Consider the following 22,515-nt stretch of genomic DNA (forward strand, 5'->3'; position numbering starts at 1 on the left):
ACCTGAAACGGCGGCTTTGATCTAATCGGTGAGGACACGTTGCAGGCCGGCGCCTGCAAGCCAGGAGCGGTGCAGCATGAGTTCGATAACGATTGGACCAATCGCAAGCCAGGCTGCCGATCCATCCGAGCGCAGCGCGCTGCTGTTCTGGATGATCTTCACCGGGCTGTCGATCTTCGCTGTCGTGCTGCTGTGGCGCTTCGGCCTGATTCACCTGATGCTGACCTCGGATCGCACCTACATTTCAGCGGTGATCGCGGCGCTCTACGTCCTCACCTGCGGCCACTGCTTCCTGCGGACCCGGGCCATCGCGCGGGAAGGGGCGGCGACGCGGCGCTGCCGCGCGGTGCTGTCGGCAGCGGGCGGCAGCAAGGCGCTCGATGCGAGCGCCGTGGCGCTGCCGCGCGGTCTGGTGCGCGACCACATCGAAAGCCTGGTGACCAAGGCCGCGGCGCAGGACTACCGGCCGGTCGACCAGACGCTGCTGCTACGTAATCTCGCCGATCGCTTGCGCGGCTCCAACGGGTTCGGCGCCTTCGTCTCCGATACGCTGATGAAGCTCGGTCTGCTCGGCACCATCATCGGCTTCATCATCATGCTGGCGCCGATCGCGGGGCTGGACGCCGCCGACAAGGTCGCGATGCGCTCCTCGATGGGCTTGATGAGCGACGGCATGGCGATCGCGATGTACACGACGCTGGCCGGCCTTGTCGGCTCGATCCTGATCCGCATCCAGTACTACATGCTCGACGCCGCGACCCAGCGGGTGTTCTCGGACGCGGTGGTGCTGACCGAGACCTATGTGACGCCGGTGCTGGAGCGCAAGGGTTCGGGAACGCCGTCATGATGGATGATTTCGGTCTCTATCCGCGCGAGGAGCCGTTCGACCCGCTGGGCGTGATGCTGTTCAAGGCGCTCCAGGTGATCGCCTTCCTGTTCTTCCTGGCGCTGCTGGCGGTCTCCCCCGACGCCAAGGACGGCAAGATCGATTCCAAGGCGGAGTTCATGATCACGCTGGACTGGCCGGACAACCACCCCGACGATCTCGACCTGTTCGTGCAGGATCCCGCCGGCAACATCGCCTGGTATCGCCACCGCGAGGCCGGCTTCCTCACGCTCGACCGCGACGACCGCGGCGGGGCCAACAATTTCATCATCGTCAACGGCAAGAAGATCGCCTCGCCGATCCGCGAGGAGATCGTCACCGTGCGTGGCATCCTCGCCGGCGAGTACGTCGTGAACGTCTCGCATTTCGTCGCCACCACCGGCGAGCCTGTGACGGCCGGTGTGAAGGTGCAGAAGCTCAATCCCACCGCGCAGGTGATCTTCGACAACAAGTTCACGCTCGACCACACCGGCGACGAGAAGACCGCGGTCCGATTCCGGATCGATGCGGAAGGCAAGGTCGTCGATGTCGATCAGCGGCCGAAATCGCTGTTGGAGACGTTCCGCAGCAGCTGGCGCAACGGCGGCGATCTCGATGCCAGGACCGGTGTGAGCAGGAACGCTACGAGGGTACGCCGTGAGTAACCTGCAAACGGTCATCCTGACGCTGTCGATCGCGTATGCCGTCATCGGCGCGCTGCTGCTGGTCGTTCTGGTCTATGCGCGGCTGCACTGGTCCCTGAAGGCGGTCGCCGTGGTCGTGACCAGCACCTTCTACATCGTCAGCTTCACCGAAATGCGCGGCCTGCTCGGTTGGGCCAGCACGGAGCGGCTGCCGACCACCTTCAAGCTGCTGAAGGCCCGCATCGTCGAGCCGCATTCGCTTGAGGGCGATCCCGGCTCGATCTATCTCTGGGTCGAGGCGCTGGACGAGGACAATCGCCCGAGCGGCATCCCGCGCGCTTTTCGTGTGCCGTACAATGACCGGCTGGCCGACAAGACCCACGCCGCCGAGAACGAGATCGCGGCCGGACATCCGCAAGGAGGGCGCGCGGCGGATTTCGGCGGCGGCGACGGCAGCCTGATCGACTTGGTTCGAGAATATGTGACGCCGAAGACCATCCTGGAGACCAGCGGCGGCGATTCCTCGACCGGCGAGTTCACTGCGCCGCCGGCCGGTGCCCAGGACGCGGTATTCACGCCGATTCCGCCGCCCCGGATGCCGCCCAAGGACGAGCAATAGGCCCATCACCATCACCGCAGAGCAGCGCTGGCAAACGGCCCAGTGCTGGCGCATCCTGTTGACCTCCCTCAATTTGGCCTCATCGGCCCCGAATAAGAATCTGAGGGGTGGAGGGTGCGTGCTTCTCGCTGTCTTCTCGGATATCCATGGCAACAGGCAGGCGTTCGAGGCCTGCCTGAAGATCGCGCGTGCGAAGGGCGCGGAGGGCATCGTCCTGCTCGGCGACTTCGTCGGCTATGGCGCCGATCCGGAATGGGTGGTGGACACCGCGATGGGGCTGGTCGCGCAGGGCGCCGTCGCGGTGCGCGGCAATCATGACCAGGCGATCAATTCCACGGCCGAGACGATGAACGCCGAGGCGCAGATCGCGATCGAATGGACCCGCGGCCGCCTCGACACGGCGCAGCGGCGGTTTCTGGCCGAATTGCCGATGCAGGTGGAGGACGATGGCCGCCTGTTCGTGCATGCGGAAGCCTCGCATCCCCAGCGCTGGCACTATGTCCGCTCGACCGCGGACGCCGCCAAGAGCCTGATTGCGACACGGGCCCACGTCACCTTTTGCGGCCACATCCACAGGCCGGCGCTCTATTCGATGTCGGTGACGGCGAAGATGACGAGCTTCGTGCCGAAGACCGACGTCCCCGTGCAGCTCCTGCGCGGACGGCAATGGCTCGCCGTGCTCGGTTCGGTCGGCCAGCCCCGCGACGGCGATCCGTCGGCGGCCTTCGTGCTGTTCGACACCGAGTCGTGCCAGATCACCTATTGCCGCGCGCCCTATGACGTCGAGACCGCAGCGAGCAGGATCCGCGACAACGGCCTGCCGCCTTGGCTTGCCGACCGCTTGTTGCAGGGGCGCTGACGGATGCCCAAACCCCTGGTCAAGTCAGGCGCGGAGATCGACGGTTTTACGATCGGCGAATGCGTTCATGCCGGCGGCATGGCGACGCTGTGGACCGTCACCCATCCCGGCATCGACGTGCCCTTGCTGATGAAGATCCCGCGGGTGTCGGAGGGCGAAGACGCCGCCGCGATCGTTTCCTTCGAGATGGAGATGATGATCCTGCCGCGGCTGGCGGGGCCGCACGTGCCGGCCTGCTTCGGCACCGGTGATTTCGCCCGCCAAGCCTATGTCGTGATCGAGCGCATTCCAGGTGCCACGCTGTACAAGCGGCTCCCCGACCTGCCGCTGCCCTATGACGAGGCGCGGCAGCTCGTCGCCAGGATCGCCACGGCGCTTGCGGATCTGCACCGGCAGAACGTGATCCACCACGACATCAAGCCGAGCAGCATCATGTTCCGCGAGAGCGGCGAAGCGGTGCTGATCGACTACGGCCTGTCGCATCACAACCACCTGCCGGACCTGTTGCAGGAGGAATTCCGCCTGCCTTACGGCACCGCGCCCTATATGGCACCCGAGCGGCTGCTCGGGGTGCGCGACGATCCGCGCAGCGATGTGTTTTCGCTCGGCGTGCTGCTCTATTTCTTCACCACCGGCGAGCGGCCGTTCGGCGAGGGCGAGACGCTGCGGGCGATGCGGCGCCGGCTGTGGCGCGATCCGCATCCGCCGCGGAAGCTTCGTGCGGATTATCCGCCCTGGCTTCAGGAGGTGGTGTTGCGCTGTCTGGAGATCGAGCCGGTGTGGCGCTATCCGACTGCGGCCCAGCTTGCCTTCGATCTCGCTTATCCGGACCAGGTCAAGCTCACCGCGCGCTCGGAGCGGGTGAAGCGCGATTCCCTCGGCATCGTGTGGCGCCGGCGCTTCAACCAGGGCGTAATGGTGCCGCGCGCGAAATCGGATGTCGCAGCCCAGATCGCATCGAGCCCGATCCTCGCCGTTGCGCTCGACACGGCGGAGGGCGCTCCGGAGCTGAACGAGGCGCTGCGCGTGACCACCGAGCGCATCCTTGCCACTTTGCCCTCGGCGCGGCTTGCCTGCGTCAACGTGCTCAAGCTGAACCGGATTGCGATCGATCGGACGTTGGACGAGCAGGGCTCCAACAAGCATATCGATCGTCTGGTCGCGCTCAGGCATTGGGCAACGCCGCTCAAGCTGGACGAGAGCCGGCTGTCGGCTCATGTGCTGGAGGCGGTCGATCCCGCCGCCGCGATCCTGGAGTTTGCCAAGGCCAACCAGGTCGACCACGTCATCATCGGCGCGCGACAGAGCTCGTTCCGGCGCATGCTGCTCGGCAGCGTGTCAGCCAAGGTGGCCTCGGAGGCGAGCTGCACCGTCACCGTGGTGCGGCCGCCGCGATTGGCGGGGGACGGCGGCGGGCCGGAGGCCGGCGAAGGCTAGGCCGGCCGGGGCGATTTGCGGGCCGGATCAGGCCGCGTGGACGGCAAATGCGCGCTTGCGGCGGATCGGCCAGGCGAATTGCGGTCCCGGCTCGCCGTGATCGGCGCTGCCGCCGAAATACTGGATGATCTCGCGGCAGGGCTCGCAATTGAACAGGTTACGCGACGCGGACGCCTTGGTCATTTCCTTCAGGCAGTTCGGGCAATGCGGTTTCATGGGCGGTCCGGAAAAGAGGTCTTAGTGTCGGCGCGGCGAGCCAAGCGAACGGTCGAGGTCCGAATTGTCGAGCCCGGCATCGTCGTCCAGCGTGCCATCGGCGCGCTCGAGGCGGCCGAAGAAATAATCGAGGCTCGGATGCGGGCGCCGTGGAATCCGGCACCGGCGCTTCGGCTGACGCCTCACGAGTGCGATCTGCATGACGTCAGCCTCTGGTGCGGTCGCGACGGATGTTGCGGGCCGGACGTGCCGGGGCCTCGACCGGTCCGGCCGAGGGACCGAACACCACAAACGCACTGAAACCAATCCACAACGCCACGCCAGTCCAAACCAGGGTCGTCGTCATGATGTGCTCCCGCGAAACAGGCAGGAATCACTTGCAGTGATTTGCGCGAATCAGGGAAGTCCGGATGAGTACGGACCAAGGCTACAATTTTAAGCTTTGCGCCTTGCAGAACCCGTGGAAGCCGCAGTTCTTCCCGCGTGCGATCGACGTACTTTGCCGGTGCGCGCATGATCGAGGATATCCCGGATGCGCCTTGCGTCTCGAACACAGCGAAACCCATAGCGCCCGGTGTAGTCGGTATCGGGCGAACGGGTCGAGCGCCCTGACGCAAAGTTCAGGTGGCCGACGCCGCCGCCGATGTCGAGGATTTCGAACACTTCATCCATGGCGTCGAACGAAGTAGCGGTCACGCTGCGTCTGCTCCAGGCCGTGCGCACGATCAGCGCGCGGCGGTCGGTGATCACATAAAGCGTCTGCAGGTCTTGCAGCAGCATCACGAACGGAGCTGCAATCATCCCAACTCCAATCATTGCCAGAGGTTGGGTCGCTTGGTCGATCCAATCGTTGCTGACGGCGATGACGGTCAGCAACAACCAGGGAAATCCGATCCACCAGAGAAATCGCCACATTGTCGCGTTGGCGATGGCGTCGGGCTGCCCCTGCCAGACCACTTGCTCTCCATCATGAAGGGACTCGGCGAGAAGACGAAGCAGGCCGGCAGTAAACGGAGTGGCGCGGAGTTTATCCATTCCACTTGGTCGTAGCGGCCGCGGCTCCGGTTCGGATAGCGATGGTCTCAGATCGCCTCGCCGCGTGCCCCAAGTGCCGCGTTGCGGATCGCGGCGATGTTGGTCTTGTAGGCCTCCTGCGTGCCGCCTTTGAACACCGAGGTGCCCGCGACGAAAGCGTTGGCGCCGGCCGCGGCGAGCGCACCCGCGACATCGGGGCCGACGCCGCCGTCGACCTCGATGTCGATCGGGCGGCCCGCAACCATCGCGCGGATGTCCCGGATCTTGCCGATCGCGGAGGGGATGAAGGCCTGGCCGCCGAAGCCGGGATTGACCGACATCACCAGCACGAGGTCGACGAGGTCGAGAACGTATTCGAGCGCGCTGATCGGCGTCGCCGGATTGAGCGAGACGCCGGCCTTCTTGCCGAGCGCGCGGATCGCCTGGAGCGAGCGGTGCAAATGGGGACCTGCCTCCGCGTGCACGGTGACGTGGTCGCAGCCGGCCTTCGCGAAGGCCTCGAGATAGGGATCGCAGGGCGAGATCATCAGATGCGCGTCGAAGATCTTCTTGGTGTGCGGGCGCATCGCCCTGATGACGTCAGGACCGTAGGAGATGTTCGGAACGAAGTGCCCGTCCATCACGTCGAGATGGATCCAGTCGGCGCCGGCGGCGTCGACGCTGCGCACCTCCTCGCCGAGCTTCGAGAAATCCGAGGCCAGGATCGAGGGCGCGATGGCCAGGGGGCGGGGGGCGAAAGCTTGGGTCATGGCGCGTTTTCCCGGGGGCGGACGGACGACGAATGGCCTCGCCTAACATGGGCTCTTGTGGCGGGCAATGCAGGAGGGGCGCGCTTCCTGTGGGCGGAAATTTCTGCCGCCGGCGGCATGAATTGCCGATGTTCCCGCGGCCTGCACGACCCGACGGATGCGGAATTCGTTGAGCTTTTCGCGATGGCACGGCGCTTGCTGAGTTCAGCCGCAGAACATTGGTCGCGGCATGCCGCATCCTGTTGGAGTTGTGCAATGTTGTTCGCCCTTGGTGCGGTATCGAGCGCGCTCGACGCGATCCAGTCGCTGACAAACGCGAAATCGTCGTCGGCGGCGCACAAGACCGGCTCCTCGCAGAGCGCGCCGACCAATCCGTTCGCAATCGACAGCGGCAGCAGCACGACCGGCGCGACCTCGTCGGTCAATGCAGGTAAATATCCGCAGATCTCGGCGGAGACGATGAATGCGCTGTTCGCGGCGCAGGGCCAGTCGGCCAACGGCACATCCTCGACGTCGAAGGGCCGGGAGGCTGCGCTGAAGGATCTGTTCTCGCAGATCGACGCTGACGCCGACGGCAAGATCACCAAGTCCGAGTTCGAGGACGCGCTCGGCGCGGGCGGCACCAATCTGGCCCGGGCCGACGACGTGTTTTCGAAGATGGACGCGAATGCGGATGGCAGCGTCAATCTCGGCGAGATGACGAAGGCGCTGAGGGGCGGTCACGGCCGTGATCACGCGGAAGGCGCGGACGATGGCTCGGATTCCTCGTCGCAATCCAGCCGCGGCTCGACGTCGACCACGACGACCAATGCCGACGGCTCGACCACCACCACCGTCACCTATGCCGATGGCTTCAAGATGTCGACCACGGTGCCGGGCGCCGCCAGGTCGTCGAATGCGAAAGGTGGCGGCAATTCGCCTTATGATTGGTTCGGGCAGATGATGCAGCGCCAGGCGCAGGCCACTGCGGGATCAGCAGCTTCATCGATGTCGATCAGCGTGTGAGCGCGTCCCGAAGTTACCCGGCAAGTTCGTGCGTGATGTCACGACAGGCATAGCGGTCGCGGATCTCGCGATTGAAGAACGTTCCCTTCGAGCGCGAATCCCCGAACGCGGCGGCGACCTTGGGCGGAACATCCGCATAAACATAGAGGCGCCCGCTGACGAACGTCACCTTCAGCTCGCGTTTCTCTGGCGAATAGCGAAAGAAGCGGATCACGGAAGAGGGCATGGCCGCACACCTTGTCCGCCGGATAACGCTTGGGTGACGGTTTCGTTTCTCGTCTAGCCGAACCGGTCTTGCCAGGTTGGCTGCGCGCCCGGAAACGGTAGGGCCGTCGCGCTGTAGACGCCGCGGGCGATCGCGCGGGCGACCACGTTGGCGGCGATCGTGCCGAGCTCGGTGAGGCCAACCAGCGGCTCGATCGGCTTTTCGCACGTGGCGGCGGCGAACAGCACGTCGCCGTCGGTCGGCGCATGCACCGGATAGATCGCGCGGGCGAAGCCGGTATGCGCGATCATCGCCAGCCGCTTGGCCTGGGGCTTGGTCAGCACCGCGTTGGTCACGACGGCGCCGATGGTGGTGTTCTCGCGCGCGCTCGCGGCAGGACCGCCCTTGATGCGCATGCGGAGCATGTCCTCGGTGAACTTGTCCGGCAGGCCGCGTCCACCGAATTCGCTGTCCACCTCGAACGGCGCCGCCCAGAACCACGGGCCATTGCCGACGGTGACGCTGCCCACGGCGTTGACGGCGACGATCGCCGCGACCTTGATTCCGCTCGGCGTCACGGCCGATGCCGAGCCGAGCCCGCCCTTGAACGTCGCGGTGGTGGCGCCGAAGCCGGCGCCGACGCTGCCAAGCGCGAAATCCGCGCTGGTGGCGGCAGTCGCCGCGGCATAGCCGAGGTCGCGATACGGCGAGAAGCGTCCCCAGGCCTTGTCGCCGCCATTGAGCAGGTCGAACAGGATCGCCCCCGGCACGATCGGGATCAGCGCTTCGCGAACCCGGTGGCCGCGGCCCTGCTCGGCGAGCCAGGCCTGCACGCCGCCGCCGGTGTCGAGGCCGAAGGCCGAGCCGCCCGACAGCGCGATGGCGTCGACGCGCTCGACCGTGTTGGCGAGATCGAGCAGTGCATCCTCGCGCGTGCCGGGGCCGCCGCCGCGCACGTCGATCGCGGCGATCGCAGGAGAATCGAAGATGATCGCGGTCGCACCGGAACCGACTTTCGGATCTTCGGCGTGGCCGACCCGGACGCCGGCGATATCGGTGAGAAGGTTCTTCAAGGCGGCCTCGTGTTTGAGAATTCACGATCTGCGATAGCGCAGCAATGCCGCAGGCTCAACCGGCGAGCGCGGTCCTCAGCATCTTGGCGAGCTCGGACTTGCGGTAGGGCTTGGCCAGCAGCAGCACGCCGGAATCGAGCCGGCCGTGATGGACGATGGCGTTCTCGGTGTAGCCCGAGGTGAACAGCGTCTTCAGGTCGGGGCGGCGCTTGTGGGCTTCGTCGGCCAGCTGGCGGCCATTCATGTTGCCGGGCATGATGATGTCGGTGAACAGCAGGTCGATGGTCTCGTCGCTGTCGATGATATTGAGCGCCTCGGCGCCGTTGGCGGCCTCGAGCGCGGTATAGCCGAGGCTCTTGACCTGCGTCACGACATACTGCCGCACCAAGGCATCGTCCTCGACGATCAGGATCTTCTCGTTACCGCCGGTGATTGGCGCATTCTGGAGCGATTCGAACTCGGTCTCCTGCACACCGGTCGAGCGCGGCAGGTAGATCTTCACGCTCGTGCCGTGGCCTTCCTCACTGTAGATCTTGATGTGCCCGCCCGATTGCTTGACGAAGCCGAACACCATGCTGAGGCCGAGGCCAGTGCCCTTGCCAACCTCCTTGGTCGTGAAGAAGGGATCGAACACCCGGTCGATCAGCTCGGCAGGAATTCCGGTGCCGGTGTCGCTGACCGCGATCATCACGTAATTGCCGGCAACGACGTCGGGGTTCATGCTGGCATAGCCGTCGTCGAGGAAGATGTTGCGGGTCTCCAGCACCAGGGTGCCGCCCTCGGGCATGGCGTCGCGCGCGTTCAGCGCGAGATTGAGGATCGCGGTGGAGAGCTGGCCCGGGTCGACCAGTGTCGGCCAGGCATCCTCGGTGAGCTGCGGCATGATGGTGATCTGCTCGCCGAGAGTCGGATGCAAGAGCTTGGCGGCTTCGAGCGCCAGTGCGTTGACGTCGATCTCGCGCGGCTGCAGCGGCTGCTTGCGGGCGAAGGCGAGCAGGTGCTTGGTCAGCTGCGCGCCGCGCTCGGCGGCGTCGTCGATCAGCTTGGTGATCGCGGCAAGATCGGGCCGGTCGGCGACCGCGTCGCTGAGAATGCCGATCGTGCCCGTGATCACGGTCAGCACGTTGTTGAAGTCGTGGGCGACGCCGCCGGTCAATTGGCCGATCGAGTCCATTTTCTGGACCTGCCGGAGCTGGGCTTCGGCGGCCTGCTTGTCGGTGAGGTCGCGGCCGATGAAGAAGTGGCGTTTCACCGGCTCGGACCAGGTGCCCATCCAGTTCAGCGTGACCTCGTGACCGTCGTAATGGTAGTAGCGCGCCTCGAAGCTGCGCTTGACCGCGCCGCGACGGGCCGCGCGCATCTCGCTCCGCGTCTTCTCGAGATCGTCGGGATGGATGAACTCGATCGCGCTGTGCCCGACCATGTCCTCGGGGCTGTAGCCGAGAATGTTCTGCACGCTCGGGCTGACCTGGACGAAATTGCCGTAGCCGTCGGTGACCAGGATCAGGTCCTGCGATGTCTCGAAAATCCGCTGGCGTTCCTCGGTCTCGCGGCGCAGCTTCTCTCTAGCCTGCTTTTCTTCCGTGATGTCGTGGGCGATCTTGGAAGCGCCGATGATCTCTCCATCGTCGGTCCGCAGCGGCGAGACGTTCAGGACGACGTCGAGCGGGCGGCCGTCTTTGCGGATTCGGACCGTCTCGTGCTGGGCGATCGATTCATTGCTGGCGATCTGGTTGAGGGTGCTTCTGATCTCGCCCTTGCGATCCGGCGGCACGATGATGTCGATCGGCTTGCCGACGGCCTCGGCGGCGGAGTAGCCGAATAGGTTTTCGGCGGCCTTGTTCCAGCTGGTGATGATGCCGTCGAGCGACTTGGTGATGATCGCGTCATTGGAGGATTCGACCACGGCGCCGTACAGCGCGAGGCGCTTGCCGAAATAGTCGCGTTGCGAGGCCGATTGCTGGCGCAGCTTTCCGACGAGGCCCACTGTATGCGCCTGGAGGCGGACATTCTCGATCAGAAGCACCGCGAGCACGAAGGTCGCCGCGGCGAGGCCGTAGAGCCGGCCGGCATAGAATCCGAGATCGAAGCGCGCGACGTTGACGATCGCCGACAGGGCGATGTCGAACAGCCAGGCGCACATGACCACCATCAGCCAGATGTCGATCACCGTATGCGGCCTGCGGAACCAGAGCGAGACCAGCGCGGCAAAGCTCAGCGACCACACGAAGGACACGACGCCGATCATGGTCGCCGTGTAGCGGCCCTCGCTCAACAGGACCGGCAACAGATCGTGCTGCGCGGTGACGATCCAGGCGAAGACCGCCATCGCGGCGACGACGCCGAGTCCGCAGGCATAAATCGCGGTGCTTACCGCGCCGCGGATCCGGGGCCCACCGTCTTTCTCCTTCAGCCAGGCATATGCCATCACGCAGAGCGGAAAGCCGGCGTGCCAGATCATGTAGAGCCACACCGTGGTCTGTCGGCCCGCGCCCAGGAGCCCGGTCGGGGTGAACAGCCCTGGGAAGGTGAGGGCATGAACCAGCGCCGCCGCGGCGGTGAAGAGATAGCCGCTGGCGAGCCACAGCAGCGCGCGGGTGCGCAGGATCGCAAATTGCGACAGCAGCAGCACTGCCGTGACGATGTCGCTCACGGCCAGCGCGGATTGATAGCTGGCGACGAAGGCTGGCACCGGCAGGAGCGGGGTACCGGCGAAGGGCACGGCTGCGGCGAACAGGAGCGAGGACACACCGACAATCGTCAATGCTGCAGTGCGGTCGGCCGACGTGGCCGGCAGGGTCGACAGAAATGTGCTTCGGTCGATCGGCGCAGGCACGTCCATTTCGCGCGAGTAGATGGGCTTGAGCATCTCCGCTAGTCTCATTCGCCGGCAGTCCGTTTATCGTAGCGGGTTCTGGGCGCAGGTGGTCACGGAACCGGTTTACGACTCAACCGAGGGTTACAGCTTACCTAATTTCGGTGAGAGCACGGAACAGGGATTGGTAAGGGGCACTTTACTGGGCGGTGTCATAATGCCCTGCCGCTGCGGCCGGTTCCAGGCTTGAAACAGGCGATTTTGATTTCGAGATCGGGAGTTTGCCCATGCCCCGCGTTCTCATCATCGACGACCAGAAGGACGTCCGCGCGATGGTGGCGATCGTGCTTCGGGTCAACCATTTCGAGGTCGTGGAGGCCGAAACCGGCGCGGCGGGGCTGAAGGCCTTTGCGGAAAGCCGCTTTGACGCGGCGATTGTGGACATCTTCCTCGGTGATACCAGCGGCGTCGACGTCATCACCGCCTTGCGCGAACGCGCGCCGGCGCTGCCGGTGATTGCGGTATCCGGGATGACGACACTCGATTTCATGGACCAATCGCCCCACCTCGCCAACGTGGTCGGCCTGCAAAAGCCGTTTCGGCCGAACGATCTGCTGCAGGCCCTGCGGAAGGCCCAGGCCGCGGCCGGCGACGAGATTTCGGCCGCGGTCTGACCGGCAAAAGAACGCCCCGGCAAGCCGGGGCGTGGTCGCGATGGCGGGAGCCTTCGGGCGATCGCTGATCGGGATCCCCGAAGAGCATTCTCGATCAAGAGCCCTTGGCGCCGAGCTCGGCGTAATTGCCCTTGGCGTCCCACTTGTAGACGACATAGTCGATCTGCTTGAGGTCGCCCTTGGCGTCAATTTCGATCGGGCCGAGCACCGTGTCCCACTTGCCGGCCTTGATGGTCTCCATGACCTTCTTGGCGTCGGTGGTGCCGGCCTTCTTGACCGCCTGCGTCCAGACCTGCAGCGCAGCGTAGGTATAGAGCGTATAGCCTTCCGGATCGATGCCCTTGGCCTTGAACGCCTCGACGATCTTCTTCGCGGTCGGCTTGTTGCGCGGGTCGGGACCGAAGGTGAACAGCGTGCCTTCGCCGGCGGGACCGGTGATGGAGGCGTACTCCTTGTCCGCGAGCGCGTCGCCCGACATCAGCACCGTCTTCATGCCCTGATCGCGCATCTGGCGGAGGATGAGGCCGGCTTCCTGATGGTAACCGCCGACATAGACGAGCTCGACATTGTCCTTCTTCAGGCGCGAGACGATCGCGTTGAAGTCCTTGTCGCCCTTGTTGTAGGATTCGTACATCTTCTCGGTGATGCCGGCCTTGTTGAGCGCCTTCTTGGTCTCGTCGGCAAGACCCTTGCCGTAAGTGGTCTTGTCGTTGAGGATCGCGATGTTCTTGCCCTTGTAGTTCTTGGCGATGTACTGCGCGGCGATCAGGCCCTGCTGGTCGTCGCGGCCGCAGACTCGCGCCACGTTCCACAGCTTGCGCTCGGTGAAGAGCGGGTTGGTCGAAGCCGGGGTGATTTGCAGGACGTTGCCGTCCGCATAGGCTTCAGAGGCCGGGATCGAAGACGACGAGCAGAAATGGCCGGCGACGAACGGGATCTTGGCGCCGGCGATCTTTTCCGCGATCGAGCGGGCCTGTTTCGGATCGCAGGCGTCGTCCTCGGCGTTGAGCGCGAGCTTCTTGCCGTTGACGCCACCGGCGGCGTTGATGTCGGCGACGGCCATCTCGGCGCCGTTCTTCATCTGGCGGCCGAAGGCGGACTCGCCGCCGGTCATCGGGCCTGCGACTGCGACGGTGACATCCTGCGCGAATGCCGCGCTCGATAGCGCGAGCGATGCGCCGAATGCCAGACCGATGAGCTTCAGTGATTTCATGAGATACCTCGCGGGTGGTCGCCTGTGGAAGTTGCCGGGCATGCCCGGTTCAAACCGGCGCCATTCTTGAATGAATTCGAGGAGAAGTCACCGGCAAAATACGGGCATACGCCAAGATATCTAGCCGCATTCTCGCGCAGGGCGGGGCCGGTCAGTGCCGGCCGCCTTCCAGATAAGCGGCGCGGATTTCGGGGCGCTGCAGCAATTCAGCGCCGCTGCCGGCCAGCGTGATCAGGCCGTTGACCATGACATAGCCGCGATGGGCCAGCTTGAGGGCGTGGTTGGCGTTCTGCTCGACGATCAGCACGGTCAGGCCGTCCTGCCGGTTCAGCGTGCGGATGGCGTCGAAAATCTGCCGCGCGATCAGCGGGGCGAGCCCCAGCGAGGGTTCATCGAGCAGGAGCAGGCGAGGGCGGCTCATCAAGGCGCGGCCGATCGCCAGCATCTGCTGCTCGCCGCCGGACAAGGTTCCGCCGCGCTGGGCGAAACGTTCCTTCAGGCGGGGAAACAGGGCGAACACGCGCTCGAGTGTGCTCTCCCGTTCCGCCGGCGTGCTCTCGGTGACGTCGGCCCCCATCTGGAGGTTCTCGGCGACGCTCATGCGCGGGAAGATGCGGCGGCCTTCGGGCGACTGCGCGATGCGCAAATGGGCGATCTCGTGGGTCGGGACGGCCGTGATGTCCTTGCCCTCGTACAGGATCTGCCCGGCGCGGGCGCGCGGCTTGCCGAAGATCGTCATCATCAGCGTCGACTTGCCGGCGCCGTTGGCGCCGATCAGCGCCACGATCTCGCCGGAATTGATGTCGACGTCGACGCCCTTCAAAGCCTCGATCTTGCCGTAGGCCGCGCGCAGGCCCCGGATCGCGAGCAGGGGGGATGCCGCCGTCACGATCCGCTCTCCATCACGGCCATGGCCTCTTCCTCGTCGGCGCCGAGATAGGCGGCGATCACCTTGGGATCGTCGCGCACCTCGCGCGGCGTGCCTTGTGCGATCTTCACCCCGTGATCCATCACCACGATGTGGTCGGAGATCTCCATCACCACCGACATGTCATGCTCGATCAGGAGGATCGACGTTCCCAGGTCGTTGCGGATCGAAAGCAGGAGCTCGTTCAACGCGGCGCTCTCTCGCGCGTTGAGGCCGGCAGCCGGTTCGTCGAGGCACAGCAGTGCGGGCTCGGTGCACATCGCGCGCGCGATCTCGAGGCGGCGCTGATCGCCATAGGCGAGATTGCCGGCCGCGTCGTCGGCGCGGTCCAGCAGGTTGACCCGCTTCAGCCAGTCGGAGGCGAGATCAATCGCGCGCTTTTCTGCGTCGCGATAGGCGGGCGCGCCGACAAGGCCGAGCAAGGTGAAGCCCGAGGCGCGCATCAGCATATTGTGCTGCGCCACCATCAGGTTTTCGAGCACGGTCATCCCGGGAAACAGGCGGATGTTCTGGAACGTGCGCGCGACCTTGGCCTGTTTGGCGATACGGAAGTCGTTGAGCCGCTGGAGCGCGATTTCCTTGCCGTCATCGTGGGTGAGGCGGATGGCGCCGCCGGTCGGCTTGTAGAAGCCGGTGATGCAGTTGAACACCGTGGTCTTGCCGGCGCCGTTCGGCCCGATCAGCGCGGTGATCTTCTTCCGCTCCGCGGCGAACGAGAGATCCTGCACGGCGACGATGCCGCCGAAGCGCATGGTTAGCCGGTCGACGCTGAGGATCTTGTCGCCGCTCATCCGTGTCCTTCCTTGACGAGGTCGGAGGAGATGGCCTGCGCCTTCTTCAGATAAACGGTCGGCGCGCGATGGCCGACCAGGCCGCGTGGCCGCCAGATCATGATCAGCACCATGGCCCAGCCGAACACCAGCATACGATAGGTCTCGAGGCCGCGGAACAGCTCGAAGCCGCCGATCATCGCCAGCGCGGCGAGCGCGACGCCCAGCTGCGAGCCCATGCCGCCGAGCACGACGATGGCGAGCACCAGCGCCGATTCCTGGAAGGTAAAGGATTCCGGGCTGATGAAACCCTGGCGGGTGGCGAAGAACGCACCGGCGAAGCCGCCGAACATGGCGCCGGTCGCAAATGCCGTGAGCTTGGTCGTCGTGGTGTTGATGCCGAGCGCGCGGCAGGCGACCTCGTCCTCGCGCAAGGCTTCCCAGGCACGCCCGATCGGCAGCCGGCGCAGGCGGATCGTCGCCCAATTGGTGAGCAGCGCCAGCGCCAGGATCAGATAGAACAGGAAGACGATACGGTGGGTCGCCGAGTACTCGATGCCGAGCTTGTTGGCCAGCCCATCGTCAGTGTTGCTCAGCGGAATGCCGAACAGGGTCGGACGCGGAATACCGGACACGCCGTTCGGTCCCCCGGTCAGATCCTGCCAGTTGATCAGGACGAGGCGGATGATCTCGCCGAAGGCGAGCGTCACGATGGCGAGGTAGTCGCCGCGCAGGCGCAGCACGGGGAAGCCGAGCAGCACGCCCCAGAACGCGGCGAGGATGCCGGCGAGCGGCAGGCAAATCCAGAACGACCAGCCGAAATTGGTGGCGAGCAGCGCGTAGGAATAGGCGCCGACGGCATAGAACGCGACGTAGCCGAGATCGAGCAGGCCGGCGAGCCCGACCACGACGTTGAGGCCCCAGCCGAGCATCACATAAGTGAGCACGAGAATGGCGAGGTCGAGGATGTAGCGCTGGTTATAGAAGATCACGGGCACCAGCAGCGTGAAGATCAGCAGCGCGGGCGCAAGGTAGCGGCCGACCAGCGACACGCCCTTCTGCAACGCTGGCGGCACCAGCTGCTCGGTGCCGGCCGGGCCGATCCATTGCCTGAGCAGCTCGATCACGATCGAGCCGCCGAACACCGCGGCGACGAGGGAAGCGAGCTCGCCGAATCGCGTCCAATAGGTGAGCTGGCCGTCGGAGCCCGCCTCGGTGCGGACGCCCACCATCAGCGAGAACAGCACCAGCGCGATCACTGCGTTGATGAAGGCGGTCTTGAGGAGAGCGGGGATGCCCGTTGCAGGTTTGGTCGTGTGGGTGGAGGGAGCTGTCACGCGCGTCAGACTTTTTCGACTTCGGGACGGCCGAGCAGGCCGGTCGGCATGAAGATCAGCACGACGATCAGGATCGAGAACGCCGCAACGTCCTTGTACTCGACCGAGAAATAGGCCGACCAGAACGTCTCGATCAGGCCGATCGCAAGGCCGCCGAGCATGGCGCCGGGCAGCGAGCCGATGCCGCCGAGCACCGCGGCGGTGAAGGCCTTGATCCCGGCGACGAAGCCCATGAAGAAGTCGACCAGGCCGTAATAGAGCAGGTACATCAGACCCGCAACGGCGGCGAGCGCCGCGCCGATCACGAAGGTCATGGAGATGGTGCGGTCGACGTTGACGCCGAGCAGCGCTGCCATGGTCTGATCCTGCTCGCAGGCGCGCATGTCGCGCCCGAGCCGGGTGTTCGACACCAGCCAGGTGAAGATCGCCAGCAGCACGATGGTGGTGATGACGACGATGATCTGGATGTTGGAAAGCTGGATGACGAAGCCGTCCGCGCTTTCATGCAGCGTATAGCCGCCGGTGATGACCGGCGGGATCGGCTTGACCCGGGCGCCTTGCGCCACTTGCGAATAATTCGTCAGCACGAAAGACATGCCGATGGCCGACAGCATCGGGGCCAGGCGGAAGGAATGGCGCAGCGGCCGGTAGGCGATGCGCTCGATGGTCCAGCCATAGAGCGCGGTGATCGCCATCGAGACCAGCAGCACCACGAGCAGGATCAGGGGAATGGCCGTGAGGCCGAGCGAGATCAGGATCAGGAAGGTGATGAGGGCGATGAAGCCGCCGATCATGAAGACGTCGCCATGGGCGAAGTTGATCATGCCGACGATGCCGTAGACCATCGTGTAGCCGATCGCGATCAGGCCGTAGATCGAGCCGAGCACGAGGCCGTTGATGAGCTGCTGGGCGAAATAATCCATAAGCTGCCGTACCCAAACTTGACGCGGCTCAAAGGGAGCTCTTGCAGAGAGTTCTTGGGCCCCGGCAGCCCTTGAGCGTTTGGGTTTTGTAACAGGAGGGAACTGGCGGCTGCAACTGGCCCGGTCTCCACCTTAAGGCTTGTACAGAGATCATTTCGGCGCCGGGTTCCCTGAGGTCCTGCGAGGAACCCGGTTCCCGAGGCAACCAAAGTGGATGCCGGCCGTTGTCTCCCCTCTGACGTCCAACAAGGGAGTTTCCCCGAATGACGAAGCAGCAGAACCAGAATCCGGGTCAGCAGAATCAGAATCCCGGCCAGCGCAATCCGCAGCAGGGTGGTGGCCAGAAACCCGGACAGCAGCAGCAGGACCCGCGCCAGGGCGATCGCCCGGGCCAGCAGCAGGGCGGCCAGCGCGACCAGGAATAGCGAGTTTGGGAGCCCAGGAGTGAGGAGAGGCCCCGCCGGAAGGCGGGGCCTTTTTTCTTGGGGCAATCGTTTGCCCGTCATTCCGGGATGGTGCGTCAGCAGCAGGCCCGGAATCTCGAGATTCTCAGATGCGCAATTGCGCACCATAGTTCGGCTCCTGCGAGCCGCCCCGAAATGACGAAAGCGGGCGGGCAGTTAAGGTAAACAAAGGGTTTAAATTGCCGCCACAGTCTGATGCGAGTTAGCTCCGGCATGGCCGCCGCCTTCCATCGAAGGCTCGGCAAATCAGGCGGGAAGCGGCATGTTCAGGAATTGGCGGATCGGCTCGGTCAACGGCGCGCTGCTGGCGGCCTATTTCATTCCCGTCTGGAGCCTCATAGCCTTCAGCATCATCGTCGCGCCCGTGCGCGGCCTCTACGAGCGGCCGAGCGTCGCGGTGGCGCTGTACCTGAGCGACCATCTGCAGATGGCGGGCATGGACACGGTGCGTGCCGCCTGGCTGCTGGCGCTCGGAAGGCTGACCGTGGTGGCGTTCTTTGCGATCTACCTCGTGCTGCTCTGCATTCCCCGCACCCGCAAGGGCGGCGGAAGCGACGAGGCGCTCGGTATTGCGCTCGCGATCGGCAGCCTGATCTCCTTTGCCAGCATGGTGATGGCCTCGAAGGTCGGCGAGATGGCCGCGCTTCGGCTCCACGCCACCGAGCTCCTGATGCTGCTCGGTGCCGCCGTCGTGCTCGTGATCGAGAAGCCGGAGGCAGCGTCGAAGGCGGCCGAGGTCGCCGCGCCGCCAAATCTTCGGCCTCTAGGTCTTGAGCAGGCCGAGCTCCTGCACAATCGCTGAGGCTTCCTTGACGGCGTGGTTCGCCGCCGGCACGCCGCAATAGATCGCCTGCTGCAGCAGGATCTCCTTGATGTCGTCGGGCGTGAAGCCGCCCTCGGCCAGTGCCGCACGCACGTGCAGGCGGAATTCGTCCCATTGCCCCAGCGCGACCATGGTGCCGATCACCAGCACCCGCCGCGTGCGCTCGTCGAAATGCGGCCGCGTCCAGATCTCGCCCCAGGCGTAGCGGGTGATCAGGTCCTGGAAGTCGGTGTTGAAGGCATTGCGGTTCGCGATCGACTTGTCGACCCAGGCATTGCCCAGCACCTTGCGGCGCACATTCATGCCGGCATCGCGGCGCTTCTGGTCGTCCATTCCATCCTCCTCTTTCGTCATTGCGAGCGCAGCGAAGCAATCCAGACATGTGTCCGCGGAGACGGACTGGATGCTTCGTCGCTACGCTCCGCGCAATGACGGTTGTTGCTAGCGCTGCGTCAGGAACCCCACCACCGCATCCGTGAACGCATGCGGCTGCTCGACGTTCGAAATGTGCGCGGCGTCGATGATCGTCATGCTGGCGCCGGGAATGCTGGAGCGGATCAATTCGGCCGCCGAGATCGGCGTCGCCACGTCGTGGCGGCCGGCGATCACCAGCGTCGGGCTCTTGATTTTCGGCAGCAGCGCGCGCTGGTCGAGCGTCGACAGCGCCTCGCAACAGGCGAGATAGCCCTCGACAGGCGAGGCGAGCAGCATCGACTTCATCTTCGCGGTGATCGCAGGCTCGCGCTCGCGGAAATCCTGCGTCAGCCAGCCCGCGATCACGGCATCGGCGACGGCGGCGATGCCGCCCTCCTTCACCGCCTTGATGCGGTTGTGCCAGTTTGTTGGATCGGGATAGTAGCAGGACGTGTTGGCGAGGATCAGCTTGCCGAACCGTTCGGGCGCATTGGCGCCGAGCCATTGCCCGACCATGCCGCCCATCGACAGGCCGCACCAATGCACCTTCTCGATGTTGAGATCGTCGAGGATCGCGAGCACGTCGCGGCCGAACCGCTCCATCGTGTAGGGGCCAGGCGGGACGTTCGACTTGCCGTGGCCGCGGCGATCGTAGCGGATGACGCGGAACACCTGCGTCAGCGCCTTCATCTGCGGCTCCCACATCTGCAGCGTGCAGCCGAGCGAGTTCGACAGCATCAAGGTCGGCCCGCCGTCGCGGCCCTCGACGGAGACGTTGAGCAGGCATCCGTCGGCATCGATCATGGGCATGCGGCGTCTCCGTTCTTAATCTTGATCGAGGTTGTCGAGCAGCCGGTCGATCAGCGCCTGTGACGCCCCTTGATAGGCCATCGGCTCGAACAATGCCGCAATTTTTTCCGGCGAAAGGTGCGCGATGACTTGCGAATCGGCCGACAGCACCTCGCGCAGATGCTTCTTCTCGGCGACGGCACGCTTGCTCGCGGCCTCGACGAGATGATGCGCGTTGCTCTTGCCGATGGCTTCGGCGAGCGCGAAGGTGACGGCCTCGGCCATGATCAAGCCATGCGTCGCATCGAGATTGCTGCGCATGCGCGCCGCATCGACCTCGAGACCCTCGGCGATGTCGACGACGGCCGCCAACGCGCCTGATGTGACCAGCATCAATTGCGGCAGCGTCGGCCATTCCGCGTGCCAGGGACCGGCACTGCGTTCGTGGTCCTGCACCTGGGCGGCGAAGATCGTCGCGGCGAGCTGCGGGGCCATGGTGGCAGCGCCCAGCGCGCTCGCGGCGGCGACCGGGTTGCGCTTGTGCGGCATGGTCGAGGAGCCGCCGCGGCCTTCGCCGGCGGGCTCGAACGCTTCGGCGACGTCGGTCTGCATCAGCAGCGAGACGTCGCGCGCGATCTTGCCGCAGCTGCCGGCGAGAATGGCAAAGCAGGATGCGGCCTCGGCGATGCGGTCGCGATGGGTATGCCAGGGCGCCTCGGGCAGCGGCAGGTCGAGCTCCTGCGCCAGCCGTTCGGCCACCGCGAGCCCGTTATCGCCGAGCGCAGCGAGCGTGCCGGCGGCGCCGCCGAATTGCAGCGCGAGGCCCTCGCGGGAGAGCCGCCGCAGGCGGCAGCGGGCGCGGGCAAGGCTCGAGGCGTATTCGGCGGCCTTCAGCCCGAACGGCATCGGCAGCGCATGCTGGAGCCAGGTCCGCGCCACCATCGCGGTGTTGCGATGGCTGCGCGCCATCGCGGCAAAGCCCTTGATGGCACGGCTGAGGTCGGCATCCAGCGCCGCGATGCCGGCGCGCAGCATCAGCATGGTCGCGGTGTCGATGACGTCCTGGCTGGTCGCGCCCCAATGCACGTAGCGCGCGGCCTCCGCGTCATTCTTGCCAACATTGGCGGTTAGCATCTTGACCAGGGGAATCGCGAGATTGCCCGATCGCGTCGCGGCCTCGGCCAGTGCGGCCATGTCGAAGCCATCGGCCTTGCACGCCGCCTCGATCGGTCCGACGGCGGATGCGGGAATCACCGCACTGGCCGCCTCGGCCCGTGCCAAGGCTGCCTCGAAATCGAGCATGTTCTGCAAGGTCGACCGATCGTCGCAGACCACGCGCATGGCGGCGCTCGACAGCATCGGTGCGAGCAGGGGGGAGAGGGATGTGCTCATGTTGCGCGCGACCTAATCATCATGGCCCGGCCGTGCCAATCCCCCACCGCCCGCACACGTCATTTTGCAGTTGCGAATATGCATTGCACGTGACCGGGCGCCGGCCTTTTCTTTGCCGCGCCGCTGCGTTACTTGATCAGCACTATAGTTACGCGATCCGGGAGGCACCCTCATGGCCATGACGATGAACGGCGAAGTCCAGCTTGCAGCGCCGCGCGAGGCCGTGTGGGCCAAGCTCAACGATCCCGAGGTGCTGAAGGCCTGCATCCCCGGCTGCGAGGAGCTGGAGAAGACCGACGACGGCGGCTTCCGCGCGACGGCGAAGATGAAGGTCGGCCCGGTGTCGGCGCGCTTCAAGGGCAAGGTCACGCTGTCCGATCTCGATCCGCCGAACGGCTACAAGATCTCCGGTGAGGGCGAGGGCGGGGTGGCCGGATTCGCCAAGGGCGGCGCGGCCGTCAAGCTCGCCGAGAAGGACGGCGGCACGCTGCTCTCCTACGACGTCGAGGCGCAGATCGGCGGCAAGTTGGCGCAGCTCGGCCAGCGCCTCATCAACGGCGCCGCCAAGAAGCTTGCCGATGAGTTTTTCGCGAACTTCGCCAAGGCCGTACAGGGCTGAAGGTCCAATACCTTTAGGGTAGCGCCTTCGGCATGGCGCCTTGCGCCCGGGGCGATGTTGCCCCGGGGCATAATGGCCCATATGATGGGTTGGAATAATTATAAGAACCGCTTCGACGGGACCCGTCGGGGTGCTGACAGAGAGTGCTTATGGCAAAAATCTCCCTCATCGTGAACGGCAATCCAGTCACCGCCAATGTCGATCCCCGCACGCTCCTGGTGCAATTCCTGCGCGAGAATCTGCGGCTGACCGGCACCCATGTCGGCTGCGACACCTCGCAGTGCGGCGCCTGCGTCGTGCATCTCGACGGCAAGGCCGTGAAGTCCTGCACAACGCTTGCGGTGATGGCCGATGGCCACGAGGTCAAGACGATCGAGGGGCTGGCTGCGGACGGCGCGCCGCTGCATCCGATGCAGGAGGCCTTCCGCGAGCACCATGGCCTGCAGTGCGGCTTCTGCACGCCCGGCATGATCATGACCGCGATCGACATCGTGCACCGCAAGGGCCACGAGCTCGACGACCACACCATTCGCGAGGAGCTCGAAGGCAATCTCTGCCGCTGCACGGGCTACCAGAACATCGTCGCCTCGATCTCCGCCGGCGCGAAGGCGATGGCCAAATCCGACCTCGCGTAACGCGCCTCCCGC

General features: G+C 65.3%; 27 protein-coding genes. 11 read left to right on the forward strand and 16 right to left on the reverse strand.

Annotation, left to right across the window (positions count from 1 at the left end):
• Positions 1 to 76 precede the first annotated feature (76 nt).
• From I6F20_RS00715 to I6F20_RS00735, 5 genes are all read left to right on the forward strand, one after another.
• Positions 77 to 847, forward strand: a complete 771-nt coding sequence (locus I6F20_RS00715; RefSeq protein WP_036027818.1) for a MotA/TolQ/ExbB proton channel family protein — start codon at positions 77 to 79, stop codon at positions 845 to 847.
• The gene (locus I6F20_RS00720) at positions 844 to 1,530 is read left to right on the forward strand and encodes a DUF2135 domain-containing protein (RefSeq protein WP_036012886.1); all 687 of its coding nucleotides are present in this window, start codon (positions 844 to 846) and stop codon (positions 1,528 to 1,530) included. Before I6F20_RS00715 ends, I6F20_RS00720 begins: the two co-directional genes overlap by 4 nt.
• Positions 1,523 to 2,128, forward strand: a complete 606-nt coding sequence (locus tag I6F20_RS00725) for a hypothetical protein (protein WP_109143243.1) — start codon at positions 1,523 to 1,525, stop codon at positions 2,126 to 2,128. The genes I6F20_RS00720 and I6F20_RS00725 overlap by 8 nt, the downstream gene beginning before the upstream one ends.
• A gap of 118 nt (positions 2,129 to 2,246) precedes the next feature.
• Complete coding sequence (locus I6F20_RS00730) at positions 2,247 to 2,987, forward strand: metallophosphoesterase family protein (RefSeq protein ID WP_225124759.1); 741 nt, start codon at positions 2,247 to 2,249, stop codon at positions 2,985 to 2,987.
• Positions 2,988 to 2,990: 3 nt separating this feature from the next.
• A complete protein-coding gene (locus I6F20_RS00735; RefSeq protein ID WP_225124760.1) occupies positions 2,991 to 4,424 on the forward strand; it encodes a bifunctional serine/threonine-protein kinase/universal stress protein in 1,434 nt (477 codons plus the stop codon).
• A gap of 27 nt (positions 4,425 to 4,451) precedes the next feature.
• On the opposite strand, the gene I6F20_RS00740 is transcribed toward I6F20_RS00735, so the two are convergent.
• From I6F20_RS00740 to rpe, 5 genes are all read right to left on the reverse strand, one after another.
• Complete coding sequence (locus I6F20_RS00740) at positions 4,452 to 4,640, reverse strand: hypothetical protein (protein WP_109143246.1); 189 nt, start codon at positions 4,638 to 4,640, stop codon at positions 4,452 to 4,454.
• Positions 4,641 to 4,661: 21 nt separating this feature from the next.
• A complete protein-coding gene (locus tag I6F20_RS00745) occupies positions 4,662 to 4,841 on the reverse strand; it encodes a hypothetical protein (protein WP_036012879.1) in 180 nt (59 codons plus the stop codon).
• A 4-nt stretch (positions 4,842 to 4,845) separates the two neighbouring features.
• Entirely contained in the window at positions 4,846 to 4,986 is a 141-nt protein-coding gene (locus I6F20_RS00750; protein WP_167361692.1) for a hypothetical protein, read from the reverse strand.
• Between the two features lie 89 nt (positions 4,987 to 5,075).
• Positions 5,076 to 5,675 carry a hypothetical protein gene (locus I6F20_RS00755; protein WP_109143247.1) on the reverse strand — a complete coding sequence of 200 codons (600 nt, stop codon included), beginning with the start codon at positions 5,673 to 5,675 and terminating at the stop codon, positions 5,076 to 5,078.
• 47 nt (positions 5,676 to 5,722) lie between these two features.
• Positions 5,723 to 6,424, reverse strand: coding sequence for a ribulose-phosphate 3-epimerase (gene rpe / locus I6F20_RS00760; RefSeq protein ID WP_109143248.1), 702 nt, complete (start codon positions 6,422 to 6,424; stop codon positions 5,723 to 5,725).
• A 255-nt stretch (positions 6,425 to 6,679) separates the two neighbouring features.
• Here rpe and I6F20_RS00765 point away from each other — a divergent pair, with 255 nt between their 5' ends.
• The gene (locus I6F20_RS00765; protein ID WP_225124761.1) at positions 6,680 to 7,429 is read left to right on the forward strand and encodes an EF-hand domain-containing protein; all 750 of its coding nucleotides are present in this window, start codon (positions 6,680 to 6,682) and stop codon (positions 7,427 to 7,429) included.
• A 13-nt stretch (positions 7,430 to 7,442) separates the two neighbouring features.
• On the opposite strand, the gene I6F20_RS00770 is transcribed toward I6F20_RS00765, so the two are convergent.
• Genes I6F20_RS00770 through I6F20_RS00780 form a run of 3 tightly spaced genes read right to left on the reverse strand, consistent with a single transcriptional unit; the run spans position 7,443 to position 11,576 of the window.
• Positions 7,443 to 7,655: a KTSC domain-containing protein gene (locus I6F20_RS00770; RefSeq protein WP_225124762.1), complete on the reverse strand. Its 213-nt coding sequence runs from the start codon at positions 7,653 to 7,655 to the stop codon at positions 7,443 to 7,445.
• 53 nt (positions 7,656 to 7,708) lie between these two features.
• On the reverse strand, positions 7,709 to 8,707 hold the full coding sequence (locus I6F20_RS00775) for a P1 family peptidase (RefSeq protein WP_225124763.1): 999 nt from the start codon (positions 8,705 to 8,707) through the stop codon (positions 7,709 to 7,711).
• Positions 8,708 to 8,762: 55 nt separating this feature from the next.
• On the reverse strand, positions 8,763 to 11,576 hold the full coding sequence (locus I6F20_RS00780; protein ID WP_036012869.1) for a PAS domain S-box protein: 2,814 nt from the start codon (positions 11,574 to 11,576) through the stop codon (positions 8,763 to 8,765).
• 233 nt (positions 11,577 to 11,809) lie between these two features.
• Here I6F20_RS00780 and I6F20_RS00785 point away from each other — a divergent pair, with 233 nt between their 5' ends.
• Complete coding sequence (locus I6F20_RS00785) at positions 11,810 to 12,196, forward strand: response regulator (RefSeq protein ID WP_225124764.1); 387 nt, start codon at positions 11,810 to 11,812, stop codon at positions 12,194 to 12,196.
• A 94-nt stretch (positions 12,197 to 12,290) separates the two neighbouring features.
• On the opposite strand, the gene I6F20_RS00790 is transcribed toward I6F20_RS00785, so the two are convergent.
• The 5 genes from I6F20_RS00790 to I6F20_RS00810 all read right to left on the reverse strand — a co-directional run bounded on the left by I6F20_RS00790 (position 12,291) and on the right by I6F20_RS00810 (position 17,367).
• The gene (locus I6F20_RS00790) at positions 12,291 to 13,409 is read right to left on the reverse strand and encodes a branched-chain amino acid ABC transporter substrate-binding protein (protein WP_036012868.1); all 1,119 of its coding nucleotides are present in this window, start codon (positions 13,407 to 13,409) and stop codon (positions 12,291 to 12,293) included.
• 151 nt (positions 13,410 to 13,560) lie between these two features.
• Complete coding sequence (locus tag I6F20_RS00795) at positions 13,561 to 14,298, reverse strand: ABC transporter ATP-binding protein (protein ID WP_025037253.1); 738 nt, start codon at positions 14,296 to 14,298, stop codon at positions 13,561 to 13,563.
• Positions 14,295 to 15,128 carry an ABC transporter ATP-binding protein gene (locus tag I6F20_RS00800; RefSeq protein WP_036012867.1) on the reverse strand — a complete coding sequence of 278 codons (834 nt, stop codon included), beginning with the start codon at positions 15,126 to 15,128 and terminating at the stop codon, positions 14,295 to 14,297. Before I6F20_RS00800 ends, I6F20_RS00795 begins: the two co-directional genes overlap by 4 nt.
• Positions 15,125 to 16,444: a high-affinity branched-chain amino acid ABC transporter permease LivM gene (gene livM, locus I6F20_RS00805; protein WP_225114385.1), complete on the reverse strand. Its 1,320-nt coding sequence runs from the start codon at positions 16,442 to 16,444 to the stop codon at positions 15,125 to 15,127. The genes I6F20_RS00800 and livM overlap by 4 nt, the downstream gene beginning before the upstream one ends.
• Before the next feature lie 5 nt (positions 16,445 to 16,449).
• Positions 16,450 to 17,367, reverse strand: coding sequence for an ABC transporter permease subunit (locus I6F20_RS00810; RefSeq protein ID WP_057029507.1), 918 nt, complete (start codon positions 17,365 to 17,367; stop codon positions 16,450 to 16,452).
• 263 nt (positions 17,368 to 17,630) lie between these two features.
• Here I6F20_RS00810 and I6F20_RS00815 point away from each other — a divergent pair, with 263 nt between their 5' ends.
• Positions 17,631 to 17,792, forward strand: coding sequence for a hypothetical protein (locus I6F20_RS00815; RefSeq protein ID WP_192893160.1), 162 nt, complete (start codon positions 17,631 to 17,633; stop codon positions 17,790 to 17,792).
• A 301-nt stretch (positions 17,793 to 18,093) separates the two neighbouring features.
• Positions 18,094 to 18,633: a hypothetical protein gene (locus I6F20_RS00820; protein ID WP_225124765.1), complete on the forward strand. Its 540-nt coding sequence runs from the start codon at positions 18,094 to 18,096 to the stop codon at positions 18,631 to 18,633.
• Here I6F20_RS00820 and I6F20_RS00825 read toward each other — a convergent pair.
• From I6F20_RS00825 to I6F20_RS00835, 3 genes are all read right to left on the reverse strand, one after another.
• Positions 18,595 to 18,987, reverse strand: a complete 393-nt coding sequence (locus tag I6F20_RS00825; RefSeq protein WP_024340834.1) for a carboxymuconolactone decarboxylase family protein — start codon at positions 18,985 to 18,987, stop codon at positions 18,595 to 18,597. The two genes, I6F20_RS00820 and I6F20_RS00825, sit on opposite strands and share 39 nt — an antisense overlap.
• A gap of 108 nt (positions 18,988 to 19,095) precedes the next feature.
• Positions 19,096 to 19,878, reverse strand: coding sequence for a 3-oxoadipate enol-lactonase (gene pcaD / locus I6F20_RS00830; RefSeq protein ID WP_225124767.1), 783 nt, complete (start codon positions 19,876 to 19,878; stop codon positions 19,096 to 19,098).
• A 15-nt stretch (positions 19,879 to 19,893) separates the two neighbouring features.
• Positions 19,894 to 21,249 (reverse strand): 3-carboxy-cis,cis-muconate cycloisomerase, encoded by a 1,356-nt coding sequence (locus I6F20_RS00835; RefSeq protein WP_225124768.1) that lies wholly within the window; start codon positions 21,247 to 21,249, stop codon positions 19,894 to 19,896.
• 172 nt (positions 21,250 to 21,421) lie between these two features.
• On the opposite strand from I6F20_RS00835, the gene I6F20_RS00840 reads away from it, so the two are divergent.
• Positions 21,422 to 21,868, forward strand: coding sequence for an SRPBCC family protein (locus I6F20_RS00840; protein ID WP_036012850.1), 447 nt, complete (start codon positions 21,422 to 21,424; stop codon positions 21,866 to 21,868).
• Between the two features lie 149 nt (positions 21,869 to 22,017).
• Complete coding sequence (locus I6F20_RS00845) at positions 22,018 to 22,503, forward strand: (2Fe-2S)-binding protein (RefSeq protein ID WP_014494194.1); 486 nt, start codon at positions 22,018 to 22,020, stop codon at positions 22,501 to 22,503.
• Positions 22,504 to 22,515: the final 12 nt, after the last annotated feature.

Source organism: Bradyrhizobium sp. IC3123, from assembly GCF_020193625.1.
GTDB lineage: Bacteria > Pseudomonadota > Alphaproteobacteria > Rhizobiales > Xanthobacteraceae > Bradyrhizobium > Bradyrhizobium yuanmingense.

Coding starts and splice junctions, on each gene's coding strand:
- I6F20_RS00715 (WP_036027818.1), top strand. CDS start 77: ATGAGTTCGATAACGATTGGACCAATCGCAAGCCAGGCTGCCGATCCA.
- I6F20_RS00720 (WP_036012886.1), top strand. CDS start 844: ATGATGGATGATTTCGGTCTCTATCCGCGCGAGGAGCCGTTCGACCCG.
- I6F20_RS00735 (WP_225124760.1), top strand. CDS start 2,991: ATGCCCAAACCCCTGGTCAAGTCAGGCGCGGAGATCGACGGTTTTACG.
- I6F20_RS00740 (WP_109143246.1), bottom strand. CDS start 4,640: ATGAAACCGCATTGCCCGAACTGCCTGAAGGAAATGACCAAGGCGTCC.
- I6F20_RS00745 (WP_036012879.1), bottom strand. CDS start 4,841: ATGCAGATCGCACTCGTGAGGCGTCAGCCGAAGCGCCGGTGCCGGATT.
- I6F20_RS00750 (WP_167361692.1), bottom strand. CDS start 4,986: ATGACGACGACCCTGGTTTGGACTGGCGTGGCGTTGTGGATTGGTTTC.
- I6F20_RS00755 (WP_109143247.1), bottom strand. CDS start 5,675: ATGGATAAACTCCGCGCCACTCCGTTTACTGCCGGCCTGCTTCGTCTT.
- rpe (WP_109143248.1), bottom strand. CDS start 6,424: ATGACCCAAGCTTTCGCCCCCCGCCCCCTGGCCATCGCGCCCTCGATC.
- I6F20_RS00765 (WP_225124761.1), top strand. CDS start 6,680: ATGTTGTTCGCCCTTGGTGCGGTATCGAGCGCGCTCGACGCGATCCAG.
- I6F20_RS00770 (WP_225124762.1), bottom strand. CDS start 7,655: ATGCCCTCTTCCGTGATCCGCTTCTTTCGCTATTCGCCAGAGAAACGC.
- I6F20_RS00780 (WP_036012869.1), bottom strand. CDS start 11,576: ATGCTCAAGCCCATCTACTCGCGCGAAATGGACGTGCCTGCGCCGATC.
- I6F20_RS00785 (WP_225124764.1), top strand. CDS start 11,810: ATGCCCCGCGTTCTCATCATCGACGACCAGAAGGACGTCCGCGCGATG.
- I6F20_RS00790 (WP_036012868.1), bottom strand. CDS start 13,409: ATGAAATCACTGAAGCTCATCGGTCTGGCATTCGGCGCATCGCTCGCG.
- I6F20_RS00800 (WP_036012867.1), bottom strand. CDS start 15,128: ATGAGCGGCGACAAGATCCTCAGCGTCGACCGGCTAACCATGCGCTTC.
- I6F20_RS00810 (WP_057029507.1), bottom strand. CDS start 17,367: ATGGATTATTTCGCCCAGCAGCTCATCAACGGCCTCGTGCTCGGCTCG.
- I6F20_RS00815 (WP_192893160.1), top strand. CDS start 17,631: ATGACGAAGCAGCAGAACCAGAATCCGGGTCAGCAGAATCAGAATCCC.
- I6F20_RS00820 (WP_225124765.1), top strand. CDS start 18,094: ATGTTCAGGAATTGGCGGATCGGCTCGGTCAACGGCGCGCTGCTGGCG.
- I6F20_RS00825 (WP_024340834.1), bottom strand. CDS start 18,987: ATGGACGACCAGAAGCGCCGCGATGCCGGCATGAATGTGCGCCGCAAG.
- pcaD (WP_225124767.1), bottom strand. CDS start 19,878: ATGCCCATGATCGATGCCGACGGATGCCTGCTCAACGTCTCCGTCGAG.
- I6F20_RS00835 (WP_225124768.1), bottom strand. CDS start 21,249: ATGAGCACATCCCTCTCCCCCCTGCTCGCACCGATGCTGTCGAGCGCC.
- I6F20_RS00840 (WP_036012850.1), top strand. CDS start 21,422: ATGGCCATGACGATGAACGGCGAAGTCCAGCTTGCAGCGCCGCGCGAG.
- I6F20_RS00845 (WP_014494194.1), top strand. CDS start 22,018: ATGGCAAAAATCTCCCTCATCGTGAACGGCAATCCAGTCACCGCCAAT.